19 protein-coding genes are annotated in these 21,122 nt (G+C 59.2%); 3 read left to right on the forward strand and 16 right to left on the reverse strand.

Annotated elements, in window-relative coordinates:
- Positions 1 to 15: 15 nt before the first annotated feature.
- On the reverse strand, positions 16 to 300 hold the full coding sequence (locus AC0JZ8_RS21195; RefSeq protein WP_113111390.1) for an EF-hand domain-containing protein: 285 nt from the start codon (positions 298 to 300) through the stop codon (positions 16 to 18).
- A 233-nt stretch (positions 301 to 533) separates the two neighbouring features.
- Complete coding sequence (locus tag AC0JZ8_RS21200; RefSeq protein ID WP_471893480.1) at positions 534 to 2,432, reverse strand: mechanosensitive ion channel family protein; 1,899 nt, start codon at positions 2,430 to 2,432, stop codon at positions 534 to 536.
- A 204-nt stretch (positions 2,433 to 2,636) separates the two neighbouring features.
- On the opposite strand from AC0JZ8_RS21200, the gene AC0JZ8_RS21205 reads away from it, so the two are divergent.
- On the forward strand, positions 2,637 to 2,984 hold the full coding sequence (locus tag AC0JZ8_RS21205) for a hypothetical protein (RefSeq protein ID WP_082476433.1): 348 nt from the start codon (positions 2,637 to 2,639) through the stop codon (positions 2,982 to 2,984).
- A 65-nt stretch (positions 2,985 to 3,049) separates the two neighbouring features.
- Here AC0JZ8_RS21205 and AC0JZ8_RS21210 read toward each other — a convergent pair whose 3' ends face one another.
- From AC0JZ8_RS21210 to AC0JZ8_RS21250, 9 genes are all read right to left on the reverse strand, one after another.
- Positions 3,050 to 4,927 (reverse strand): sensor histidine kinase, encoded by a 1,878-nt coding sequence (locus AC0JZ8_RS21210; RefSeq protein WP_471893481.1) that lies wholly within the window; start codon positions 4,925 to 4,927, stop codon positions 3,050 to 3,052.
- Between the two features lie 31 nt (positions 4,928 to 4,958).
- Positions 4,959 to 5,633: a response regulator gene (locus tag AC0JZ8_RS21215; protein WP_092662887.1), complete on the reverse strand. Its 675-nt coding sequence runs from the start codon at positions 5,631 to 5,633 to the stop codon at positions 4,959 to 4,961.
- Between the two features lie 40 nt (positions 5,634 to 5,673).
- The gene (locus AC0JZ8_RS21220; protein WP_139283875.1) at positions 5,674 to 5,895 is read right to left on the reverse strand and encodes a hypothetical protein; all 222 of its coding nucleotides are present in this window, start codon (positions 5,893 to 5,895) and stop codon (positions 5,674 to 5,676) included.
- Positions 5,892 to 6,962 carry an ABC transporter ATP-binding protein gene (locus AC0JZ8_RS21225; RefSeq protein WP_062577840.1) on the reverse strand — a complete coding sequence of 357 codons (1,071 nt, stop codon included), beginning with the start codon at positions 6,960 to 6,962 and terminating at the stop codon, positions 5,892 to 5,894. Before AC0JZ8_RS21225 ends, AC0JZ8_RS21220 begins: the two co-directional genes overlap by 4 nt.
- On the reverse strand, positions 6,959 to 7,786 hold the full coding sequence (locus AC0JZ8_RS21230) for a carbohydrate ABC transporter permease (protein WP_062577842.1): 828 nt from the start codon (positions 7,784 to 7,786) through the stop codon (positions 6,959 to 6,961). The genes AC0JZ8_RS21225 and AC0JZ8_RS21230 overlap by 4 nt, the downstream gene beginning before the upstream one ends.
- Positions 7,783 to 8,685 carry a carbohydrate ABC transporter permease gene (locus AC0JZ8_RS21235; RefSeq protein ID WP_471893482.1) on the reverse strand — a complete coding sequence of 301 codons (903 nt, stop codon included), beginning with the start codon at positions 8,683 to 8,685 and terminating at the stop codon, positions 7,783 to 7,785. The genes AC0JZ8_RS21230 and AC0JZ8_RS21235 overlap by 4 nt, the downstream gene beginning before the upstream one ends.
- A 118-nt stretch (positions 8,686 to 8,803) precedes the next feature.
- Complete coding sequence (locus AC0JZ8_RS21240; RefSeq protein WP_471893483.1) at positions 8,804 to 10,039, reverse strand: ABC transporter substrate-binding protein; 1,236 nt, start codon at positions 10,037 to 10,039, stop codon at positions 8,804 to 8,806.
- Positions 10,040 to 10,117: 78 nt separating this feature from the next.
- Positions 10,118 to 10,984, reverse strand: coding sequence for a sugar phosphate isomerase/epimerase family protein (locus AC0JZ8_RS21245; protein WP_471893857.1), 867 nt, complete (start codon positions 10,982 to 10,984; stop codon positions 10,118 to 10,120).
- A gap of 50 nt (positions 10,985 to 11,034) precedes the next feature.
- A complete protein-coding gene (locus tag AC0JZ8_RS21250) occupies positions 11,035 to 12,069 on the reverse strand; it encodes a Gfo/Idh/MocA family protein (protein WP_471893858.1) in 1,035 nt (344 codons plus the stop codon).
- 133 nt (positions 12,070 to 12,202) lie between these two features.
- On the opposite strand from AC0JZ8_RS21250, the gene AC0JZ8_RS21255 reads away from it, so the two are divergent.
- Positions 12,203 to 13,219 carry a LacI family DNA-binding transcriptional regulator gene (locus tag AC0JZ8_RS21255; RefSeq protein WP_471893484.1) on the forward strand — a complete coding sequence of 339 codons (1,017 nt, stop codon included), beginning with the start codon at positions 12,203 to 12,205 and terminating at the stop codon, positions 13,217 to 13,219.
- 85 nt (positions 13,220 to 13,304) lie between these two features.
- Here AC0JZ8_RS21255 and AC0JZ8_RS21260 read toward each other — a convergent pair whose 3' ends face one another.
- Together AC0JZ8_RS21260 and AC0JZ8_RS21265 are read right to left on the reverse strand one after the other, a co-directional pair.
- Positions 13,305 to 15,155, reverse strand: a complete 1,851-nt coding sequence (locus AC0JZ8_RS21260) for a heavy metal translocating P-type ATPase (protein ID WP_471893485.1) — start codon at positions 15,153 to 15,155, stop codon at positions 13,305 to 13,307.
- A gap of 304 nt (positions 15,156 to 15,459) precedes the next feature.
- Complete coding sequence (locus tag AC0JZ8_RS21265) at positions 15,460 to 16,290, reverse strand: universal stress protein (RefSeq protein ID WP_471893486.1); 831 nt, start codon at positions 16,288 to 16,290, stop codon at positions 15,460 to 15,462.
- A gap of 250 nt (positions 16,291 to 16,540) precedes the next feature.
- Here AC0JZ8_RS21265 and AC0JZ8_RS21270 point away from each other — a divergent pair, with 250 nt between their 5' ends.
- A complete protein-coding gene (locus tag AC0JZ8_RS21270) occupies positions 16,541 to 17,242 on the forward strand; it encodes a CBS domain-containing protein (protein ID WP_471893487.1) in 702 nt (233 codons plus the stop codon).
- 131 nt (positions 17,243 to 17,373) lie between these two features.
- On the opposite strand, the gene AC0JZ8_RS21275 is transcribed toward AC0JZ8_RS21270, so the two are convergent.
- The 3 genes from AC0JZ8_RS21275 to AC0JZ8_RS21285 all read right to left on the reverse strand — a co-directional run bounded on the left by AC0JZ8_RS21275 (position 17,374) and on the right by AC0JZ8_RS21285 (position 21,077).
- Positions 17,374 to 18,039, reverse strand: a complete 666-nt coding sequence (locus AC0JZ8_RS21275; RefSeq protein WP_471893488.1) for a CBS domain-containing protein — start codon at positions 18,037 to 18,039, stop codon at positions 17,374 to 17,376.
- A gap of 138 nt (positions 18,040 to 18,177) precedes the next feature.
- Entirely contained in the window at positions 18,178 to 18,528 is a 351-nt protein-coding gene (locus AC0JZ8_RS21280) for a TraR/DksA family transcriptional regulator (protein WP_471893489.1), read from the reverse strand.
- A 143-nt stretch (positions 18,529 to 18,671) separates the two neighbouring features.
- Positions 18,672 to 21,077 carry a phosphoketolase family protein gene (locus AC0JZ8_RS21285; protein ID WP_471893490.1) on the reverse strand — a complete coding sequence of 802 codons (2,406 nt, stop codon included), beginning with the start codon at positions 21,075 to 21,077 and terminating at the stop codon, positions 18,672 to 18,674.
- Positions 21,078 to 21,122: the final 45 nt, after the last annotated feature.

The following is a 21,122-nucleotide window of genomic DNA, read 5'->3' on the forward strand; positions in this document are numbered from 1 at the left end:
CTCAGGGAGCGGCAGCTATTTCAGCGACTGCAACTCGTTCGGCGTCAGGAGTCCGTTCTTGTCCTTGTCGATCCGGCCAAACGCCAGGTTGTAGCGACCGGCCTGTTTGACCTTGAGGGCTATCGGCTTTCCGGACGCGGCCATCGTGTCGATGAAAACCTTGAATTCGGGTTGGTCCAGCATCGTGTCGGCGTTCTTGTCTGCGGTCATGAAGGCCTCCTGTTGCGCATAGCCGCTCGAAGCGACGGCCAGCCCCCCGAAGACGATCAGAACAGGGGTGATCAGCTTAACGTTTGCCATTTCGATCTCCTTTGAGTGTTGCGATATCCGCCAGGTTGATCCCTGTGTCGGGAGCCTCCTGCCGGGCGGACGCGGTCAGCAGTCCATTCTTCAGTTGCGGAACTGCCAGCATCAGCTAATCCGGACCAATTCTTCGCGACGAGGCCGCAGGACCTGCTCCAAGGGACTGGTCAATGTCCCTACGATGCTGGACGGCACGATCAACCAAAGGCTGCAGTGAAGCCATCCCATGTTCATGGGGTCTGCACCTCGTCCAGTGTGCCAGCCACCGGGGCTGCCGTGGCGCGCCTTTCAGCAAGAGAGACGTGGACGCCATCTGGCGCGAGATCGAAGCCGGAGGCTTCGAGCACTTCAAGCAGCAGAGAGCGGATCAGGGGAAGGGCGGTCACCGCTGCGGCACGCGCCAAATTGAAGCTCAACACCAGCTCCCTGGTCTGCACATGGGCTTCAGGCGGGCTGATGGCGATCTTGCCGACGATATCGGCCTGAAGCCTGGTTTCGCTTCGAAGGGTCGACGCCGCCAACCGCAGTAACCGCTCGTGCCCGACGGCGTCCGTGTCGTTCTCCAGTCTCAGGCTAACCCGAGCGAGGACGAGTCCGCGACTGCGGCTGACAACGGTCTCGATCTGGCCGTAGGGAATTGTATGCAGCCTGTCATCCAAGCCGCGCAGTCTGAGACTGCGGATCAGTATCTGCTCCACCCTGCCGGGAGTGGAGTCGATCTCAATCTCTTCGCCGAGCCGGAACGCATCGTCCAGCATCCAGAAAATGCCCGATATTACGTCCTTCACCAACGCCTGGGACCCGAGACTGACCGCCAGACCGAGAATGCCGGCGCCGGCTATGATGGGAGTGGTGTCGACCCCCAGAACCGACAGGGTCACGAGCGAGAAAATCGATCCGATGAGCCCCAGCAAGACCACACGAAGGATCGGCAGAACCGTTGTCATACGCGCAAGGTGCAACCCCGCGTCTTCCAGCGAGGTGAGAGCCTCCTTCGGCATCATGCGCGACTCTACCCATGCGTGGGTAACCGCGGCGAGCACGGCAGCGAGCACCAACACCAAAAGCGAAAAATTGATCTGCCGCGAGTATTGCGGCCAATCCTGTTGCGGGATGACCGCAAGCGTGCCGACCAGCCAGTACTCGACGATCAGCCTGAGGATGACAGCTGCCGCCAAGGCATCGATCACCACCCGCACCACGAACAGTCGACGCATCACCTCGGGCTTGCGCGACAGCTGGATCGAGAGGGCGATCGAGCGATCGAAGGCCAGCGCCAGCATAAGGGCGATCGTTGTTCCCTTGATGCCCTGGTACAGGTCAAACTGCTGCATCAGCCAGCCCCATATCCACAAGCCTGACACCAGCAGGATCATCCAGGCGGCGACCATGTGTAGCAGCGGCGTCAGCCCGTGACGGCGCAGAAGATGCAGTAATCTCAAAGCCGCCGCCGTCATGGCAAACGCGCCGAGTATCGCCAGCAGCCGCACCGAGTTCGGCGGCATGCCGACGCGGGCGGCTGCTGCCAGAAGGCACACCATCAGGTATCCGCACGCCAGGATCACGGCGCTTCGCCTAAGTCCTTTTTCCGCGCCGCTCTCGTCCAGCGGCAGAAGCCGCAATTGAGGAGTGCGGGGCGAAAAGACAATGCCGAGAAAGGTAATGGCAGACAGCCAGTAGATGACGGAAACGAGAAACTCCCTGGCAAAACCATCCCCGAGCGGATCGGCGCTCAGCAGTCGAACGGCTATTGCGCGCCCCACCGCGATGGCGGCCAGCAACGGCACAAGGCTCCAGGCCGTCCGTTTCAAGACGGCGAGGAATGGGACGCGTTCTCGCGCGGCAGCCTCGCGTCGGCCTCTCAGCCCGTAACTGCTCAGCAGAAAAATCAGCATGACGACACCGCCGGCGCCAAGGCTGAGGGCGAGAACCCTGGGCGCCGAGGTCATGGACACCGTGCCCGCCCATAACAGTTCCCGATCAAGATGTGGCAGGGCGAGCGCCGTGTCCACCAACGCCGTCTCGAGACGATCGACGACCTGCTCTGCACTGACGATCCAGTCCGCGACGTTGACGACAGACTGATCGGGGGCCGGGGACGGGCCTGTTGCAGTCGCGGAGACGTCCATCGTGCCAGTCCCGTTCGCACTTGCAGAGAAACTACGGCTCGCCGGGCAAACCGGCCTGGCGAGCAACCGATAGTTTCAACCATTAGGTGCGTTTAAGATGCGCATCCACCCCATGTTCATGGCGTATTCGCGGCACCGGAAACGGGCATGATGGGGTCAAGCCGGTATCCGTCGGCGCAGTTTAGAATCCGGGAGACATTCGCCATGAAACATCGCCCAAATGGTTTCAAGGCCGCATTGGCCCTTACCTATCTTGCCGTGCTGGCAGCGCCAATTTTCACGGCCGCGCCGGCGGCGGCCGTCGTGTATTGCAACGCCGTCGGCGTCCCAAAAGGCTGCGTGGTGCGCCCCCCGGCCGCGGTGGTCGTCTACTGCACGGCGCCGGGGGTTCCGCTTGGTTGCGTGGCGCGTCCCGTGGCAAGGACCGCGATCTATTGTACTGCTCCGGGCTTGCCGGTTGGCTGTGTCCGCAGGCCGGGCGTTCGCGCACCCGGTCTCGGTGTCGCGCCGGTCAATCGTGGTGGCCCGAGGAACCGTCTCGGCATCAGATAGTCCAGGCGATGGAAGTGTCTCCGCGCTCGGTTCCTATGACCTTATACGCGCGCTCCCCGCTGGCATCAGCCCCCTTGGGTGGCTTCGGGGAAGTCGGGGGGTAGCAGCAGCGAGACCGTCGTGCCGAGCGGTGCGCTTGTGACGGACAAGGTCACATCGCAGAGGGCTGCGCGCTTTTTCATGTTGAGCAAGCCCCGGCCCTGCACCGTTCCCGCCCCATTCACCGCATCGACCGCAAAGCCGCAACCGTTGTCCCTGACGGAGATCTGGCCCCTCGCGTCGCCGTCGGGGCCAGCTATGGTCTCGATCATGATCGTCACCATCGATGCGCCCGAGTGTTTGATCGCATTGGTGACAGCTTCGTCAAGCAGCCTGATAACCTGGATAACGTGCCTTGGACGAAGGCCCGGATAGACGGGAAGTCCGTGTGGCGACTGCACGCTCCAAACCAGCTGCATGTCGTGGGCGCGCAACTGGCCTGATATCCGCTCCCTCCAGGAGCCAAGGGCAAGCATGAGGTCGCCATCGATCTCTTCCATTGCGTTGATGACCAGACGAAGATCGCGCAGCGCAGCGCGAGCGGCATCTCCGATTGTATTCGTTGTATCTCTCGGCTGTTCGGCAAGAGCGACGATGCTGACGAGTTGCCCGCCCAACCCGTCATGCAGGTCCCGCATCAATCGCGTCCGCTCCGAGGCCAAAGCCGCCGCCCTTGCGCGTTCTTCTTCGCGGGAAAAACTTGCCCTGAGCTTGACCTCGGCCTCCGACACTTGCTTCACCAACCGGTCGGCGAAACTGTCGGCATCATTCAAAGCTTGGACGAAACGCCAGGTCAGCCAGACTCCGATGACGATCAGGACGATCGAATAACCGAACCAGCCGATAAAGATCCGTTCACCCGGAAGGAGCCGGCTGACCGTCAGGATATCGTTCAGGGCGCATCCCAGCATTACTGAGACTACAGGCGCCATTATCAGCGCCTTTCGGTTTCCGCGCAGAGCTGCGTTGCCCAAGAGCACGCAAGCAACGGCGGCGCAGAGAGCAATCGTTGGTGGCCCTAGCGGCAGGAAGATTGCGTGAAGTAAATCATGCTGTCCCGTAAGGCCCGCAAAGGCAATGATAATGCCGGGTACGAATGTGAGATGAAGCCAACGCGGTGGCGGCATGTCGATGAAGCGTACGATGAAGTGCAGAACCAGCGGCGCTTGCGTAACAACGGCAGCGCCGACGAGGCCGAGCGTCTGTGGCGATGCTGGCATCGAGACGAAATACTGAAAAAAACCGATCAGCATGGCGAGCGCAAGCAGCCCATAGCTGCGATCGTTCCGGCGGTTGATCCAGATCAGGCCGAGGATCGCTCCCAATGTCGCCTGTCCGGCAACAAGGATGAGGGGCAGGGTCTCGAACATGATCGACCGCTGATCGTGAACCGGTCTCAGGACCTTGTCCGGACCGGCATAAACGCTGTCCAGATAGCCGCCGACCGGCCCCCATGTGACGAGGTGAATGATCAGCTCATTGCGCCCCTCATGCAGCAGGCTTTCCGGAATCGTCGCTATGGCGGACGTATTGCGGTCGGGTCTGCGGCTCATAACATTCCGGTGCGTATCGTGGATCATTGAGCCGTTGACCTCGAATTGTACGCCCGTGGTAAAGCGCGGCACGAAAATGCTCCATGCCACATCTTTCTGCGTGGTCGGTCGTTCGAGTGAGACGCGATAAATCGCAGAGGAGGTCGCATCTTCGGAGACGGGGCGAAAGTCCGGGAGGTCCACAGAACGGAATTGGCCTGTCGCGTCTTGAAGCTCAACGCCGCTCAGTTCATAGACCGCGGGAGGCAGGGGCGGGCCGATCTGGCGGGCCAGGATGCAAAGGACGATGATGACAGGTTGCAGCGCCAGGTACAGCAGCAGCCAGCCGATCCTGCCACGCGGTCGAGCCATCCTTCCAACTTGGTGAGCGGCAGCTTTCATCCTAAAGCTTTATCAAGCCCTGCTGCAAGGCTTCGAATACGGCCTCACCGCGGGTATTCACCTCGAGCTTGCGATAGATGTTCTTTATATAGCCGGGAACGGTCTGGCGTGAAATACCCAGATAATCCGCGATGTCGGCGTAGCTGAAACCCTTGGCGATGCCCCACAGAATGTCGATTTCGCGCGCTGTCAGCTTGGCGGTATTCAAGTCCGTCCCGACGACGGGATCCTTGACGCCTTGGGTCCGTTTGACGATGAAACGGGCTATCGAGGCCGAGATTGGCGAGTGGCCCCGCATAAGATCGCGCACCGTGTCGGCGATGTCGGTCAGCAGAGCGTCCTTCAGCAGATAGCCGTTGGCGCCGAGTAAAATAGCCGAAATGACGCTTTCTTCATCGCCCAGGATGGAGATGACCAAGATCTCGGTGGTCTGGCTATGCTGCCGGACGTCGCGGATCAGGTCCATGCCATGGCCATCGGGTAGCTGGAGGTCAGTCAGAAGCACATCAGGATAACCAGACTCCAGCACTTGGCGCGCCTCCGAGAGCGTTCCCGCCTGAAGAACCGAAAATGCGGAAGCGTCGGACAGGCCGTCAGCGATACGCCGACGTGTTGGTCCATCGTCCTCGACGATGACAACGGATATAGGTCCGGCTCTCTCCGTTTGGGTGTTCAAGATAACACTCGCTTTCAGGCCTCGGCTTGGCCAGAAAGGATTATTGAGCAAATCCCCAAACCGCGCCAGCCATGAACATGGGGGTGTGGCGGGTCAGAATTGGCGGACCGCAAGGGGAAAATGCAGAGAAGAAAGCCGCAGCGGAAAAACAACGGTGCCAGCTGCGCTCACCAAAACCGGCCAGAACGATTTCTGCAAGCCGTCGGACGCGGCCACCCGGCTCAAGAGCGTGGTTACGCTTGTCGCCATAGGCATCAATCATTCAATCCGACTGTCCGTTTCCGCATCGAACAGATGAATGTGTTCCTGCTGAAAATTTAATCCGACGGTTTGACCGCCGGTTATTGGAACCCGCCCATTTACGACGACGACACATTCGGGCGTCGTTGCCGTTGTGACGAAGGTCGTTGACCCTGTCGACTCGACCAAGGCCACTGGTGCTTCCAACAAACCCTTGCCGTCTTCGGCGATGGTAAGATGTTCGGGCCGCAGACCGACGACAAGATTTCGATTGGCCGGAATGGTTCTGTCGAGACCGATCGTCTGTGGCCGGCCAAGATCCAGGATGAGGCTTCTTCCATCCGGTCCTGTCGTTGCCGGAATGAAATTCATGGCCGGCGATCCTATAAATCCGGCAACGAAACGGTTGACCGGTCGGTCATAGAGTTCAAGCGGCTGGCCCTGTTGCTCGATCACGCCCTGGCGCATGACCACGACGTGATCAGCCATTGTCATCGCTTCGATCTGGTCGTGCGTGACATAGACCGAGGTCGCGCCAAGCCGGTCATGCAGTGCCCTGATTTCCTTGCGCATATGGACACGCAGGGCGGCGTCGAGGTTGGACAGTGGCTCATCGAACAGAAAGGCTTTGGGATTGCGGATAATGGCCCGGCTCATCGCGACACGCTGTCGCTGTCCGCCGGAGAGTTCGCGGGGATAGCGATGCAGCAGGTCCGACAGGCCGGTAATGGCGGCCACGTCCTCTGCCGCCTTCTTCGCCTCCGCCTTCTTGGTGCCGCGAATGCGCAGGCTATAGGTGAGGTTTTCCTCAACCGTCATATGCGGGTAGAGCGCATAGGACTGGAACACCATGGCGAGATCCCGCTTGCGGGGCGGTACATTGTTCATGCGGTCGCCGGCAATAACAAGGTTACCTTCGGAGATCGATTCAAGCCCTGCGAGGGCGCGCAGAAGCGTTGATTTGCCACATCCGGACGGTCCCACCAGGGCGACGAAAGCGCCTTTGCGAATGGTGAGGTCGATGTTCTTCAGCGCGTGATAGGCACCGTAATATTTGTTGACGCCCGACAATTCGATTTGATTGGTCATTTGAGAGCTCCCGATGTGAGGCCGGAAACGATGCGGCGCTGCAGAAGGACGAAGATGGCAAGGATCGGGGTTACGTACATCGTTGCGTACGCCATGATGTTGTTCCATTCGCTGGTGTTTGGGCCCATGAACGAGTTGAGACCGACACTTGCGGGCTGCAATTCGATGTTCTGGATCATCGACTTCGAATAGACGAACTCGCCGAATGCCTGCATGAAGATGAGGATGGCGCTGACAAGAATACCGTTGCGGGCAAGCGGGAGCACGATGTTGAAGAAGGCACCGATGCGCGAGTTGCCATCGACCAATGCGGCCTCCTCAAGCTCCATCGGCACAGCCATGAATGTCGCCCGCACGAGAACCACGAAGAACGGCATGCTCTTTGCCGCTATCGCCAGGATGACGGCAAAGCGCGGGTAGTCCAGCAAACCGACTTGAGAGAACCCGACGAAGATCGGGGTGATCATCAGCGATGCGGGCAGAACCTGCAGCATCAGAATGAGGAACAGGCCCACATCCACCCAGCGGTTACGGTACCGCGCCAGTACATAGGCACAGCCGGTACCGAGAACGGCGATGAGCGCCACCGACCCAAAGGCGATCAGCGTTGAGTTCCACAGGTAACGGCCCATGTTCCGGCTTTCCCAGACATACGCGAAGGTGCTCCACTGCGCTGTCGATGGCCAGAAGCTGGGCGGGGTGGCAAACATCTCCGAGCCCGTTTTCAGAGCCGTGACGTACATCCAGTAGAGCGGAAACAGGTAGATCGCCGCCATGATGATGGCGATGGCGAGCATCAGGCGGTTTCGGTTGGTTTCAGTCATCCGCGCACCTCATGACGGGTCGAGCGCACATAGACGATAGCCGCAAACATCACGAACACAGTCATGATGACCGAGATCGTGGCACCTTTGCCAAAGTCGTATTGCCGGAAGGAGAGGTCCCAGGCCCAGTATTGGGCGACATTGGATGAGTTGTTCGGCCCGCCATCCGTGATTGCCGCGAACAGATCGAACTGTTGCAGTGTGAAGATAAGCCCGAGCGAAATGATCGCGCCGATGGTGGAGCGCATCATGGGCAATGTGATGGTCCAGAAGCGCTGCCAGGCGTTTGCACCGTCCAGCTCGGCTGCTTCATAGAGATCACCGGGTATGGCGGAAAGACCGACGGACAGAAGGATCATATTGAACGATGTGCCAAGCCAGATATTGGCGAGCACGACCGCCCAGAGCGAGAAATTGGGGTCTGAGCGCCAGAAGATATTGCTGTCGATCAGGCCGCTTTCACGCAGAAAGAAGTTCAGGACGCCAAAGTCCCCCGAGAGTATCCAGTTCCAGATCGCACCGACGACCAGACCCGGCATGACCCAAGAGACCAGAAACAATCCACGAAGCCACGATGATCCCGGAAAGTTGACCCAGAAAAACAGCGCAAGGCCAAACCCGATGAGAAACTGGCCAGCGATCGAGCCGACCACGAAAATGATGGTGTTGAAGAGAATGGGCAGGGTTTCGGGCTGCTTGAACAGATCGATGTAGTTCTTGAAGCCGACGAATGGCCTGATGATGCTTCCCAGGCTGAACATGTCCACTTCCTGAAAGCTCATCAGGATATTGTAGAGCAGGGGCAAGCCCGCAAGAATGAACAGGAAGGCAAAGGGAACTCCGACCAGGCCAATGTCGAAGCCGCGGCCGTCCGTGATGCTGGAAAGTATCCTTTTCATGGAAACCCCATAAGATCCGGTGTGGAGCTGTCCGCTCTTGACGAACGAGACAGCTCCTTCCGGGAGGAAAAGGTGGATGGCACGAGTGCCATCGGCTCCTGAGAAAGGCAGTCCTGCCTCAGCCTTCGATAAGCTTGATCTTCTCTGCAGCCTGATCGAGCGCGGCCTTAGGCTCCATCTGTCCGGTCAGCGCCGCCTGGACGGCATCCTGAATTGCCTTGGAAATCTTCGGCCATTCTGGCGAAGGGCCGCGTGGCTTGGCATATTTCAGCTGTTCCACGAAGGTCTTGAGGGCCGCATCCTTGAGCGCATTTCCGGTCGGCGGGATCGGCAGGTCGGAACGGGCAGGGATCTGGCCGAAATCCTTGTACATGGTGACGTCTTTGGAGGCGAAGAACTCAAGCGCCTTGAACGCCTCTTCCGGATGTTTGGTGTTGGAGAAAATCGCCCAGTTGTAGTCGCCCATAGCGGAAGAGCGCTCGGCACCTTCCTGCGGCACCGGCAAGAGCGCGGTTCCCCAGTCAAACTTGGCATCGGTCACCATGCGGTCGATTTCCCAAGGTCCGGATATCGCCATCGCCGCATTGCCCGCATTGAAGGTTGACGTGGAATCCCACTGGCTGCGCGTCAATGTGTCGGGAGATGTCATTTTGCCGTCGAGCAATTGCTTCCAGATCGTCAGCGCCCGGACAGCCCCATCACTGTTGATGGACTTGTAGGTGGCGCCGCCCATCTGTGCCCAGGGCAGGAACTGGAACGTGCCTTCCTCATTGGCTTTGGCCGAGAAGGTGATGCCGTAAACATTCTTGGATGGGTCGGTCAGCTTCTTGGCGGTCTCGAGCAACTCGTCCCAGGTCTGCGGCGGCTTTTCCGGATCGAGGCCCGCGGCTTTGAACAGATCCTTGTTGTAGTAAAGCGCGATCGTATTCGTCGCTTTCGGCACGCCGTAATATTTTCCGTCCCAGGTGGCGGAGGCGAGCGGGCCGGGGAAGTAGTTTTCCGGCTTGATCGTGCTTGAACCGGCAATCATGTCGGTAAGGTCCAGAAATGCCTTGCGGGACGCAAACATGGCATGATTTGGGTTGTCGATTGCGATAATGTCAGGTGCTTTACCGGTCGAATAGGCTCGCATCGCCTCGCTGACCACATCGTCGAACTGAATCTGGCGATATTCGATCTGGATGCCGTTCTTCTGGGCGTTGAATTCCTTGATGAGATTGGGGGCGGGCTGAATGTCGCGGTCGAGCGACCATAGCGTCAGCTTGACGTCTTCTGCCTGAGCGCTGAGCGCAAAGAGCGATGCAGTTGCTGCAAACGCCGTAGCGATGGCGATCGTATATGTTCGGATACCCATATTGTCCTCCTTTGTGGTTCTCCGGAATGCACTTTCGCGCGGCGCGGCCTCCTCCTTGCCGCGCCAACATTGAACGATCTAAACCGGGTCGACGACGAAATCGCCGCCGCGCGCCTGTTTCAGGTGATTGAGACCGTGAACCTGTCCGGTCATCTCCAGTCCATCCCGATAGACCGGGTCGTGCCAGCCTTCGATGTCGATGGAGCCGGACCAGCCCGCCAGTCGCAGCTCGGAGATGATGTCCGTCCAGTTGCTGTCGCCGAAACCGGGTGTGCGCATCAAGACGAACGGATGTTTGCCGAAAATGCCATGTTCGCGAATGACGTCCCACCGAATGGTCGCATCCTTGCCGTGGACGTGAAAGATCTTCGAAGCCCATTTGCGGATCTGCGGCAGTGGGTCGATGAGGTAGACCATCTGATGGCAGGGCTCCCATTCAAGCCCGATATTGTCATCGGGGGTCTCGTTGAACATCAGCTCCCAGGCATCCGGATTGTGAGCGATATTCCAGTCGCCCGTCGCCCAGTTGCCGTCCATGGCGCAGTTCTCAAAAGCGATTTTCACACCCTTGTCCGCCGCCCGCTTGGCGAGCTCACTCCAAATCTGCTTGTAACGTGGAAGGCTGTCGGGCAGGGGCTTGTTGCGGATGCGGCCGGTAAAGCCGGCAACGCACGTCGCTCCAAAATGGTGGGCGTTGTCGATGCAATCCTTCCAACCCTGCAACGTCTGAAGGTCCATGTCGGTCTCTTCGAGCGGGTTACCGAACATGCCAAGTGTCGACATCGTAATGTCGCGATCTCCAATCGCCTCGCGGCAGCGCTTGCCGAGCTCGGCAATGTCCTGACCATTGGTCGTCTGCCAGAAAAAGGGCTCGAAACTTTCAAACCCCATGTAGGCGATCTGCGCAATGCGTTCTGCAGCCTGCCCCTTCGAGGCGCTGACCATGGTGCCGATGCGAATGGATTTTTCCTGCTGGTTGATCAATGTCACGGTCCCTATGCTGAAATGTCGACGGATTGACCCGACTTGGCGCTTTCGATGGCGCCAAGCACCATGGCCAGGCTTTTGATATTGTCGTGGTTGACTGTTTCGGGTTCGCGCCCGGTGCTGATGGCATCGAGGAAATCGGCGATCACGCTGGCGTGGCCATGGGTTTCCTCGTCTCTGGCAGGGGCAGGCACGTCAATTGACGTAAAGCCCGGGAGGAGGCCGGGATCGTTCCCGGCAACGGCAGCCCTAAATGTGTCTTCGCCATCCCAGGTCAGCATGCCTTTCGAGCCGACAATGCGCCACGCGCTTTCCCAGCTGGTGCGCTCGCCTTCGGCACACCAGGAACCTCGATAGGTAAAGACCACATCGTCCGAGAAACGGAAAATCGCATTGGCCGCGGCGCCATGGGCGTACCATGAGCCGGCCGGATTGGTTTCAACGCAATAGACCGAGAGGGGCGCCTTGCCGGACACGAAACGCGCTGCATCAAACGTATGGATCGCCATGTCGAGGAGCAGGACATTCTCCATCTCTTCTCGAAAGCCACCGAAATGTGGGCCGAGGAAGAAATCGGAATGAATGCCCGTGACCTCGCCGATCGCACCGCTTTCGACCAGACGACGCATGCGGCGGACGCCTGCAATGAAACGTCGGTTCTGAACGACGGCATGAATACGACTCGCTGCGCTGGCGGCACGGCGCAGATCCTGCGCTTCCTCCATGGAGGTTGCCATCGGCTTTTCGCTTAAGACGTGGCAGCCATGGGCGAGGCCGGCGCTGACCACCGAATGGCGAGCGTTGGGGATGACGACATCCAACAGGATGTCTGGCCTGGTCTCCGCGAGAACAACTTCCAGATCCGTCCCGATAACCGCTTGTTGAAGACTGAATTCGGTTGCAAGCGCCTCAGCTGTCGCTCGGTCGAGATCAACGAGGCCCACGATTTCTATGGCATCTTTGATGTGGGGCGTGTCCCGCACCGCCCGGAGCCAGCCTTTGGCCATAGCTCCGCATCCACACAAAACAGCATTGTATGTCACTGGTATCCTCCTCCTTACGGAAATCAAAACTCCTCTTCCGATTTTCCGTAAACGTTTACGGTAGTATGGACAGGAGCCAGAATTTGTCAATATTGTTTTGGGCGACGCATTCGGGTCCGCGGAAAGGCAGTTCATGAAGGGCATTCGCCAGCTGGCAAATTATCTAGATATATCAATAGGAACTGTGTCCCGCGCCTTGAACGGAAAGGCGGACGTGAATGAAGAGACTCGGCGCCGGGTTCTCGAAGCGGCCACCAGACTGGGCTATGTCGCCAACCAGTCGGGGCGTTCTCTGCGCAAGGGGTCGACAGGCGTCATCGGCTTCATGATGCAGACGGGACCCGAAATTACAGGCCAGGGCGACACGTTCTTTATGAGTGTCTTCGACGGCGTGCAAACCGTCCTTGCCCGTCACAAGCTTGATCTCGTCGCACTGCTGTGTTCATCCGACCAAGACCCGGACACCTATCTTCAGCGCGTCGTCGCGCGTGGCTTCGCGGATGCTGTCATTCTCTCTGCCACCCGTCTCCACGATGCGCGTTTCGAACTGCTCGCTCGCCACAATATTCCCTTCATCACCTTGGGGCGAAGCCAGACCGATGTCGGCCAGCCTTGGATCGATCTGGATTTCGAGGGCATGGCGGAGGTCGCCATCGAGCGGCTTGTGAAAAGCGGTCACCGGCACATCGGCCTGATCTGGCCGAATGGTGATCTGAACCTCGGCCATCTGTTCGTTCACCGATCCCAGGAGGTTCTTGCCCGGCACAATCTGTCGCTTTCGCCGGAGCACATTTTTCGTGCCACGCCGAGCGAAACGGGTGGCTATGGCGTGGCTCGTCAGATCATGGACTGCGAAACCCGTCCGACGGCTGTTGTCCTTGTCAACGAGACGTTGGTGACCGGGCTCTACCGTGGGCTGGAAGAGGTCGGGCTGATGCCCGGCAAGGACATCGCCATCATCGGGCGGCAGAGCCCGCAGGCCCAGTTTCTCAAACCAAGCCTGACCTGCTTCAGTCTTTCTCTTCGCGATCTCGGCATAAGCCTTGCCGAGGGTCTGTTATCTGTCATGCCGGAATACAAGCTGCACTACCCTGATGCCGTCAAACGTTTGGTATGGCCCATGGACCTGATTCAAGGTGAGAGCAGCTGAGAACTGCCGCCTCTGTAGATCGGGTCGTCGATCCAAGCCAAACCAAGCAGTGGCGGTAGAATAGACAGGCGCGACGCCAATCGCGTTATGACAGACGCGAGGCGGAAGGTCGGATTCTTAGGGCACGCAGGGCGTTGAGGATGACGGCGATATCGATGATTTCCTGAAACAGTGCTCCTTGCACCGGCGTCAAATACCCCGCTGCGGCGAGGATCATCGCGCCTACCGATAGACCGATGCCCGCAAAAACACTCTGTAGCGCGATCCGTCGACAGGCGTGCGCAATCGCGATGCCCTCCACAATCCTGTCGAGCCTCTCGACCAACAGAACCGCATCGGCCGACTCGATGGCGGCAGCTGAGCCATGCGCACCCATGGCAAGTCCGATATTCGCTGCAGCAAGGGCAGGCGCGTCATTCACGCCATCGCCGATCATCATCACCGGCGCGCGTGTCTTTTCATCCTTGACGATGTCGATCTTTTGGCCTGGCGAGAGGTCGGCTCTGACCTCATCGAAAGGCAGGCCGGCGGTGATTTGGCGTGCGACAATCGCGCGGTCGCCCGTGGCCAGAATGATCCGCGTTACCCCAATTGCCTTGAAACCGTTCAACGCCGAAGCAGCTCCCGCCCTGAGTTGATCCGAAAACAACAAGATGCCGGCAAATTTCCCGTCGATCGCGACCGCTGCGGCGATGGTTCCTGGTGTGTGTGCGTCGTTGATTTCAACGCCGTAGGCCGAGGCGATGAAGTTGATGCCACCGATGGCAACCTTTCTGTCGCCAACCGTCCCGGCAATTCCTTCGCCGGGTTCCTCGCTCACCTGTTCCGGCGAAACAAGGCTCAAGTTCCGGGCATGCGCTGCATCAACCAGCGCCTTGGCGGCCACGTGACTCGATGCCTGATCGAGCGAGGCGACGAGGCGCAGAAACTCGTCCTCTGGCCAAGATGTAGAAATTTCTCGCAGGGTCGGTCTGCCATCGGTCAGCGTCCCTGTCTTGTCGAGCACCAGCGTCCGGATCATGCTTAGCTCTTCAAGGATTTTTGCCCCCTTGATCAGAAGACCGGAGCTTGCCGCCCTTGAGACACCAGCAGCCCAAGCGATCGGTACGGCGAGGATGAGTGGGCAGGGTGTTGCGACCACGAGGACAGCGACGGACCTGACGGGATCCCCGGAAATCCACCAAGCCAGCAAAGCGATTGCGATTGTGACGGTCAGGAAGACCAACGCATACCGGTCTGCCATGCGGGCCATCGGCGCCTTGCTCTGCTGGGCCGCCTCAACAAGCTTCAAGATGCCCGCATAGGTACTGTCGGAGGCTGCTTTTGTGGCGGTCATATTAAAGAGGTCACCGACATTGGCGGCCCCGCTCATGACGATATCGCCCGGGCGTTTCTTGGCAGGCAGCGGTTCGCCTGTCAGTGCGGACTCGTCAAGAACAGCCTCCCCGTCATTCACGGTTCCGTCGACCGGCACCAGATCGCCACGCCGAACAACAAGGCAGTCGCCAACCGCTATGGAATCGACCGACACTTCCTCCATCTGGCTTTCACGGCGCCTCGTTGCCACATGAGGTGCACGCGAAAGAAGCGCGGTCATCTCGCGGCGGGCTCTGCCCTCGGCGACATTCTCGAGATATTGACCGCCGGAATACATCAAGGCCACGATCGTCGCCGCAAGGTATTCGCCAAAAAGTAGGGCTCCGCCCATTGAGAGAAGCGCGATGACATCCAGACCGATTTCACCGGCGCCAATCCGCGCGATGATCTGGGCAACGAGGGCGACCATGACGAGGCCGGTCGCAAGCGCCAGCGATGTGGCATAGAGATCTTGAAATCCGCCGTGCCAGGCGATCAATCCTATTGTCAGCCCGAAGATCGGGGCCGCGACGAGAAGGGGCCGTAACGGCCGGAGCCAGTGTTCCAGGGACATAGTCATCCTCGTCTTCAAGCGCTTGCTGTTGAGGCAGGGGACCGTCACCGGGATCCGCTACCAGGGACCGACCGCATGATCAGGATTGCAATCTTAAGAGTGCGGTATTCCCAACCCAGGTTGCCGCCGAGACGATTTGCATAGGATCGACCGGGTCAGCGACGCGGGAACGTGCCGGGCGGACCAAGCCCTGAACCACGAGAACCATCGGGCGCGTTGACGGCCGTGAGGCCGTCAACGCGCCGGACGGAACGAGAGGCCCGACCGCAGCCGATGCCCCTAAGGTTCGGAGACTGTGCGTGACAGCCGCTCATCGGGCCATGAATATCGGAAAATCCGAAGATTCCAGCAAGGTTGCCGTCACACCGCCGAAGATACGTTCATGCAGCCGCGAATGGCCGTAGGCTCCCATGACGATCATGTCGCAGCCGGTTTCCAATGCATGCTGCGTGAGAATGTCCTCGGTTGCTCGGCCGCCGCTCGCCAGCTGTTCGACGACAACCTTGATGCCATGTCGTGAGAGAAATGCGGCAACGTCTCCGCCAGGCTCGCCCCCGTTTTTGAAGTAGGCACCATCCGGATCGACGAGAACGACATGCACGGCATCGGCTCGTTTCAGAATATCCAGTGCGTCCTTGGCGGCTGTTGCGGATTCCGCTCTGGAATTCCAGGCGAGAAGAACATTTTTGGGCGGAAAAGTGATGTTGCCCTTGGAAGGGATCAGCAGGATCGGCGTGCGGGCGTCAAAGGCTGCAGCCGAGACCACAAGACGTCGCAACCCTCTTTCGCGCCGGACGCTGTTGCCGAGAATGACGAGGTCGGCATACATGGCGCGCACGCCGATATTGCTCTGAAGGATGAAATTGTCGTCGTAAAAGTGATCGATATCAAAGGAAATGGCGCTCTGGCTGCACAGCGCCTCGGCGGCCGTCTTGACGTTGACCAGCGCCTTTATCTCTTCCTGCCGTTGCTCAAGCCAGGCGGTCCCCACGGGATAGTCGGACGTGATCGGCTGCAACGCCGTGCCGATGACCATGATCGAAAGATGCGCGTCTGACTCAATTGTCAGCTCGATGGCCTTGGCAATATCGGCGTTGGCGCCGTGTTCACCGACGACAGCAAGAATAGTTTTGAACGACATGGTTGGCTCCATCCATTTCAGAGGTTTTGGATGAAGCAAGCCTAGAAGCCTCGGAAGAGATGGCGATGATCTTTGTCAATCGATGGGTACGAAAGCGCTTTCGGGAGACCGAACAGGTCCATTATCTTCAGACCGGCCTCTTCGCACACGCGTTGCCCGGACTGGGGCGCTCGAAGCGGTGATCGTTGATGAAGATCAAGGACGGCCCGAGCCGCGGGTTTAACCTCCCGACAACGAGGGAGAAAAGACCATGCAGACCGTGCGATCAATCATGACGGCAGATCCGATTTCTGTTCACCCAGACGCCAAGATCTGGGAGGCGGCCAACACCATGTTGGATTGCGGCTTCAGCGGTCTGCCGGTAATCGATAATGACGAGCAGGTGCTGGGCGTGATCAGTGAAAGCGATTTCCTGCGACGCGGGGAGCTTCGGTCGCAGGCTTCGCCCGGGATATGGCGTAGGCTGTTTTCGTCACGCGGTGCGTTGGCGGAGGATTACGCGAAAGCTTTCGGGAAAGAGGTGAGCGAAGTCATGTCCTCGCCGGCGATCACGGTAGAGCCATGGATAACCGTCGAGGATGCCGCGAACCTGATGGGCGATCGCGGCATCAAACGCCTGCCGGTTGTCGAAAATAACAAGCTCGTCGGCATCGTCACGCGAGCCGACATCATGCGCACCCTGATCCGACAGATGTCAGCGTCCGCCGTCGATCGGATCGATGCGGATATCAAAGCCGGACTTGAGGCTGAATATGACCGGCAACGGTGGGGTGACACCATCACGGTGGCCGTCGACGCGACTGTGGTCACACTTGAAGGCAGGGTACTGGATGCACGCGAGAAGACGGCTGCGCGGGTCGCGGCTGAGAACACTCTGGGTGTCACCAAGGTGATCGATCAGATTCTGGTTGTCGGACTACCGGAGATGCCAGTCTCACCTCCAGGATTTTGAGCCGAACAGTGCCTGCGCAGGCGGACCGTACGAAATCGCTCGCGCATGGTCGTCTTCGTTTTGAGGGGCGGTCGCCGCCTACGCCTGCCTATTTGGACAACCGAAAGGCGTTGGACAAGGCAAACGTCGCGTCAGTGGTCCAGTGTCTCAACGCAGTTGGTTTCGAAAATCAGGCCGGCTACACCAGCAACGCTTTCTGCGACGACTTGCATGGCACGCCCTTGCGCAGGCGAGGGGACAGGGCCGAAGATCTCGACGATCGAATTCCTGACCTCAACTGTAAGTCGCTCTGGCTCGAGGCCGAGCTCCGAGCGCAGCCGCGTCAAAACTGCAAGCCGCAACGCGACATCTCCTTTTGCCACCGCATCGCGGTTTGCAGTCACGGCCCGTATGATATCGCTCCGACTGATGATCCCCACGAGCCTTTCCGACTGAAGAACGGGCAACCGTTTGATACCATGCGTCCTGACAAGCGCTGCAACATCCGCAAGCGATTGTTGTGGCGAGACGGAGATAACGTCCTTTGTCATGGAATCTGCCACGGTGGTGCCGTGCGCTCGCACGTAATTTTCGAAGAAACTATCGTCAGGGTCTTTCGGTGGAGACTGCGGGCCGAGATTGAAGACGCTCCGACTCAAGAGATCGCCTTCCGTCAGCATCCCGACGACTTGACCATCGTCGCTGATCACCGGCAGACCGCTGACCTTGTGATCGAGCATCAGCTGGATCGCATGTTTGATACTCGTGTTCGCCGACACGCAGATCGGCCTCTGTGTCATGAAGTCCCTGACCAACATCAAACAATCCTCTCGCAGCTTTTATTCACTTTGACAGATGCGATGCTGGAGACCTTTGATCTTGCGCAACGCAAGGCGCCCGAGACGCAGCCACTGCCGGAATTCACGCCTTCGCCCGTAACGCCGCCATAGGCCGGTCTAGAGATGCTGAAGCGCGTGTGCGCAGGATTGGCAGAACGGCGTGTGCGGGACGACGTCGAGACGTTGGTCGCTGATGGCATTGCCGCATTTGGCACAGATACCGAAAGTGCCTTCCTTTACCCGGTGAAGGGCGGCCTCGATCGCCAGCAGCTCCGTTTGCCCCGCCTCGCCGAGCTCATCCAGAACCTCGTCGTTGTTGCGTTCGAGCGCACGATCGTCGTCGTCGCGATTACGAGGTTGTTCAAAGTCATGCTCGATTTTTTCGAGGCGCGTTTGCAGATACTGCTGTCGTTGGAGGAGGATCGCCTTGAACTTCGTCTCGCGCTGCTCAAATGAGAATGTCGTCATCGTGTCCCCGAGTTTTAAGTGTGAGACCGGATATTCTTCCACTCGCAGGAAAGGGCATTGATCGTGGTCAAGGGGACTTGGTGCTTCCGCTCAAAGCAGCCCGAGCGTGATAGGTCGGGCTGCTTCGTTTGATGTCCGGCCTCTTATCCAACCGTCTTGGAGGTTTTCCATTTCCAGTCGCGAATCTCCGGCATGTCCTCGCCATGTTCGCGGACATAGCGTGTGTGTTCCGCCAGCTTGTCCTCAAGCATCGCGATCACGCTGCCTGCCTTGTCCTTCAAACCGGGTACGCGTTCGATCGCCTCTATCGCGAGATGGAAGCGATCGAGTTCGTTCAGCACCGTCATGTCGAATGGAGTTGTCGTCGTGCCTTCTTCGATGAAGCCTCGAACATGGATGTTCTGGTGGTTGGTGCGTTTGTAGGTCAGCCGGTGGATGAGGTAGGGGTAACCGTGATAGGCGAAGATCACCGGCCTGTCGGTGGTGAACAGACGATCGAACATCTCGTCTGAGAGACCATGGGGATGCTGGTCCTGCGATTGCAGGGCGAGCAGGTCGACGACATTGACGACGCGTATGCTGAGTTCCGGGATCGCGTCCCGCAGCAGGCAAACCGCCGCCAGCGTCTCGAGCGTCGGCACGTCACCGGCGCAGGCCATCACCACGTCGGGTTCGACCGCACCGTCCTCGTTGCCAGCCCAGTCCCAGATGCCGATGCCGGCCTCGCAATGCCGGATCGCTTCGTCCATGGTCAGCCATTGCGGTTCAGGTTGCTTGCCGGCAACGATCACGTTGACGCGGTCCCAGGTCTTCAGGCAGTGGTCGCCGATCCACAACAGAGTATTGGCATCCGGCGGCAGGTAGATGCGCACGATATCCGCCTTCTTGTTGGCAACGAGATCGAGGAAGCCCGGGTCCTGGTGGGAAAAGCCGTTATGGTCCTGCCGCCAGACATGCGAGGTGAGCAGGTAGTTGAGCGAGGAGACGGGCTTGCGCCATGGCAGTTCACTCGACACTTTCAGCCACTTGGCGTGCTGGTTGAACATCGAATCGATGATGTGGATGAAGGCCTCGTAGCAGGAGAAGAGGCCATGCCTGCCGGTCAGCAGATAACCTTCCAGCCAGCCCTGGCAGAGATGCTCTGAAAGCACCTCCATCACACGGCCGTCACGGGACAGATGCACGTCGTAGGGCTCGATCTTCTCCATCCAGACGCGGTCGGTGACCTCAAAGACATTGCCGAGCCGGTTCGATTCCGTTTCGTCCGGACCAAAGATGCGGAAGTTCGAATTCGCGTCGTTGCGCTTCATTACGTCGCGCAGATACTTCCCGAGGATCTCCGTCGTCTGCACCATGTCGGCGCCCCGCGTCCTTACGGGAACCGCATAGTCGCGGATGTCGGGGACGATGAGTTCCTTGCGCAAAAGGCCGCCATTGGCGTGGGGGTTGGCACCCATGCGGCGTTCGCCGCCGGGCGATAGCGCCCGCAATTCCTCCTTCAGCCGGCCGTTGGCGTCGAACAGATCGTCCGGATTGTAGCTCCGCATCCAGTCCTCAAGGACCTTGCGATGCCCGTCGTCCTCGCGGCAGCCGGAGACCGGCACCTGGTGCGCGCGCCAGAAACCTTCGACCTTCTTGCCGTCGACTTCCTTTGGTCCCGTCCAGCCCTTGGGGCTGCGAAACACGATCATCGGCCAGCGTGGGAGGCCTTCCGAAACCGTACCGTCGCGGGCTTCGGCCTGTATCGTGCGGATGCGATCGAAAACCGTCTCGAATGCCGCAGCCATCTGCCGGTGCATATCGGCCGGTTCATGGCCCTCTACGAAAAACGGTTCGTAGCCGTGTCCGCGGAAAAGGTGCTCGATGTCTTCGTCGGCCATGCGGCCGAGAAGCGTTGGGTTGGCGATCTTGTAGCCGTTCAGATGCAGGATCGGCAGCACCGCACCGTCGCGGGCGGGGTTCAGGAACTTGTTCGACTGCCAGCTTGCGGAAAGCGGTCCGGTCTCTGCCTCGCCATCGCCGACGACGCAGGCGACGATGAGGTTGGGATTGTCGAAGGCTGCGCCGTAGGCATGCACCAGAGCGTAGCCGAGTTCGCCGCCTTCATGGATCGAGCCCGGGGTTTCCGGGGCCGCATGGCTCGGAATCCCGCCAGGGAAGGAAAACTGCCGGAACAGTTTCCGCATACCTTCGGCATCCTCGGAGATGTCCGGATAGATTTCGCTATAGGTGCCTTCGAGATAGGTGCTCGCCACCATGCCGGGACCGCCATGGCCGGGTCCGCAGACATAGATCATGCTGAGATCGCGGTTGCGGATCATCCGGTTGAGATGCGCATAGATGAAGTTGAGGCCGGGCGTCGTGCCCCAGTGGCCGAGCAACCGTGCCTTGATATGCTCCGGCTTCAAGGGCTCCTTCAACAGTGGGTTGTCGAGAAGATAAATCTGCCCGACGGAGAGATAGTTTGCCGCCCGCCAATAGCGGTCGATGAGCGTCAGCTCCTCAGTGCTGATTTCGGGCGTGACGGGCAGGTTGTTACGTAGCTGCATCTTCTTGCTCCTTTGAAAGGGCGAGTGATCGAAAATTACTGTCGT

The organism is Velazquezella soli, from assembly GCF_977018685.1.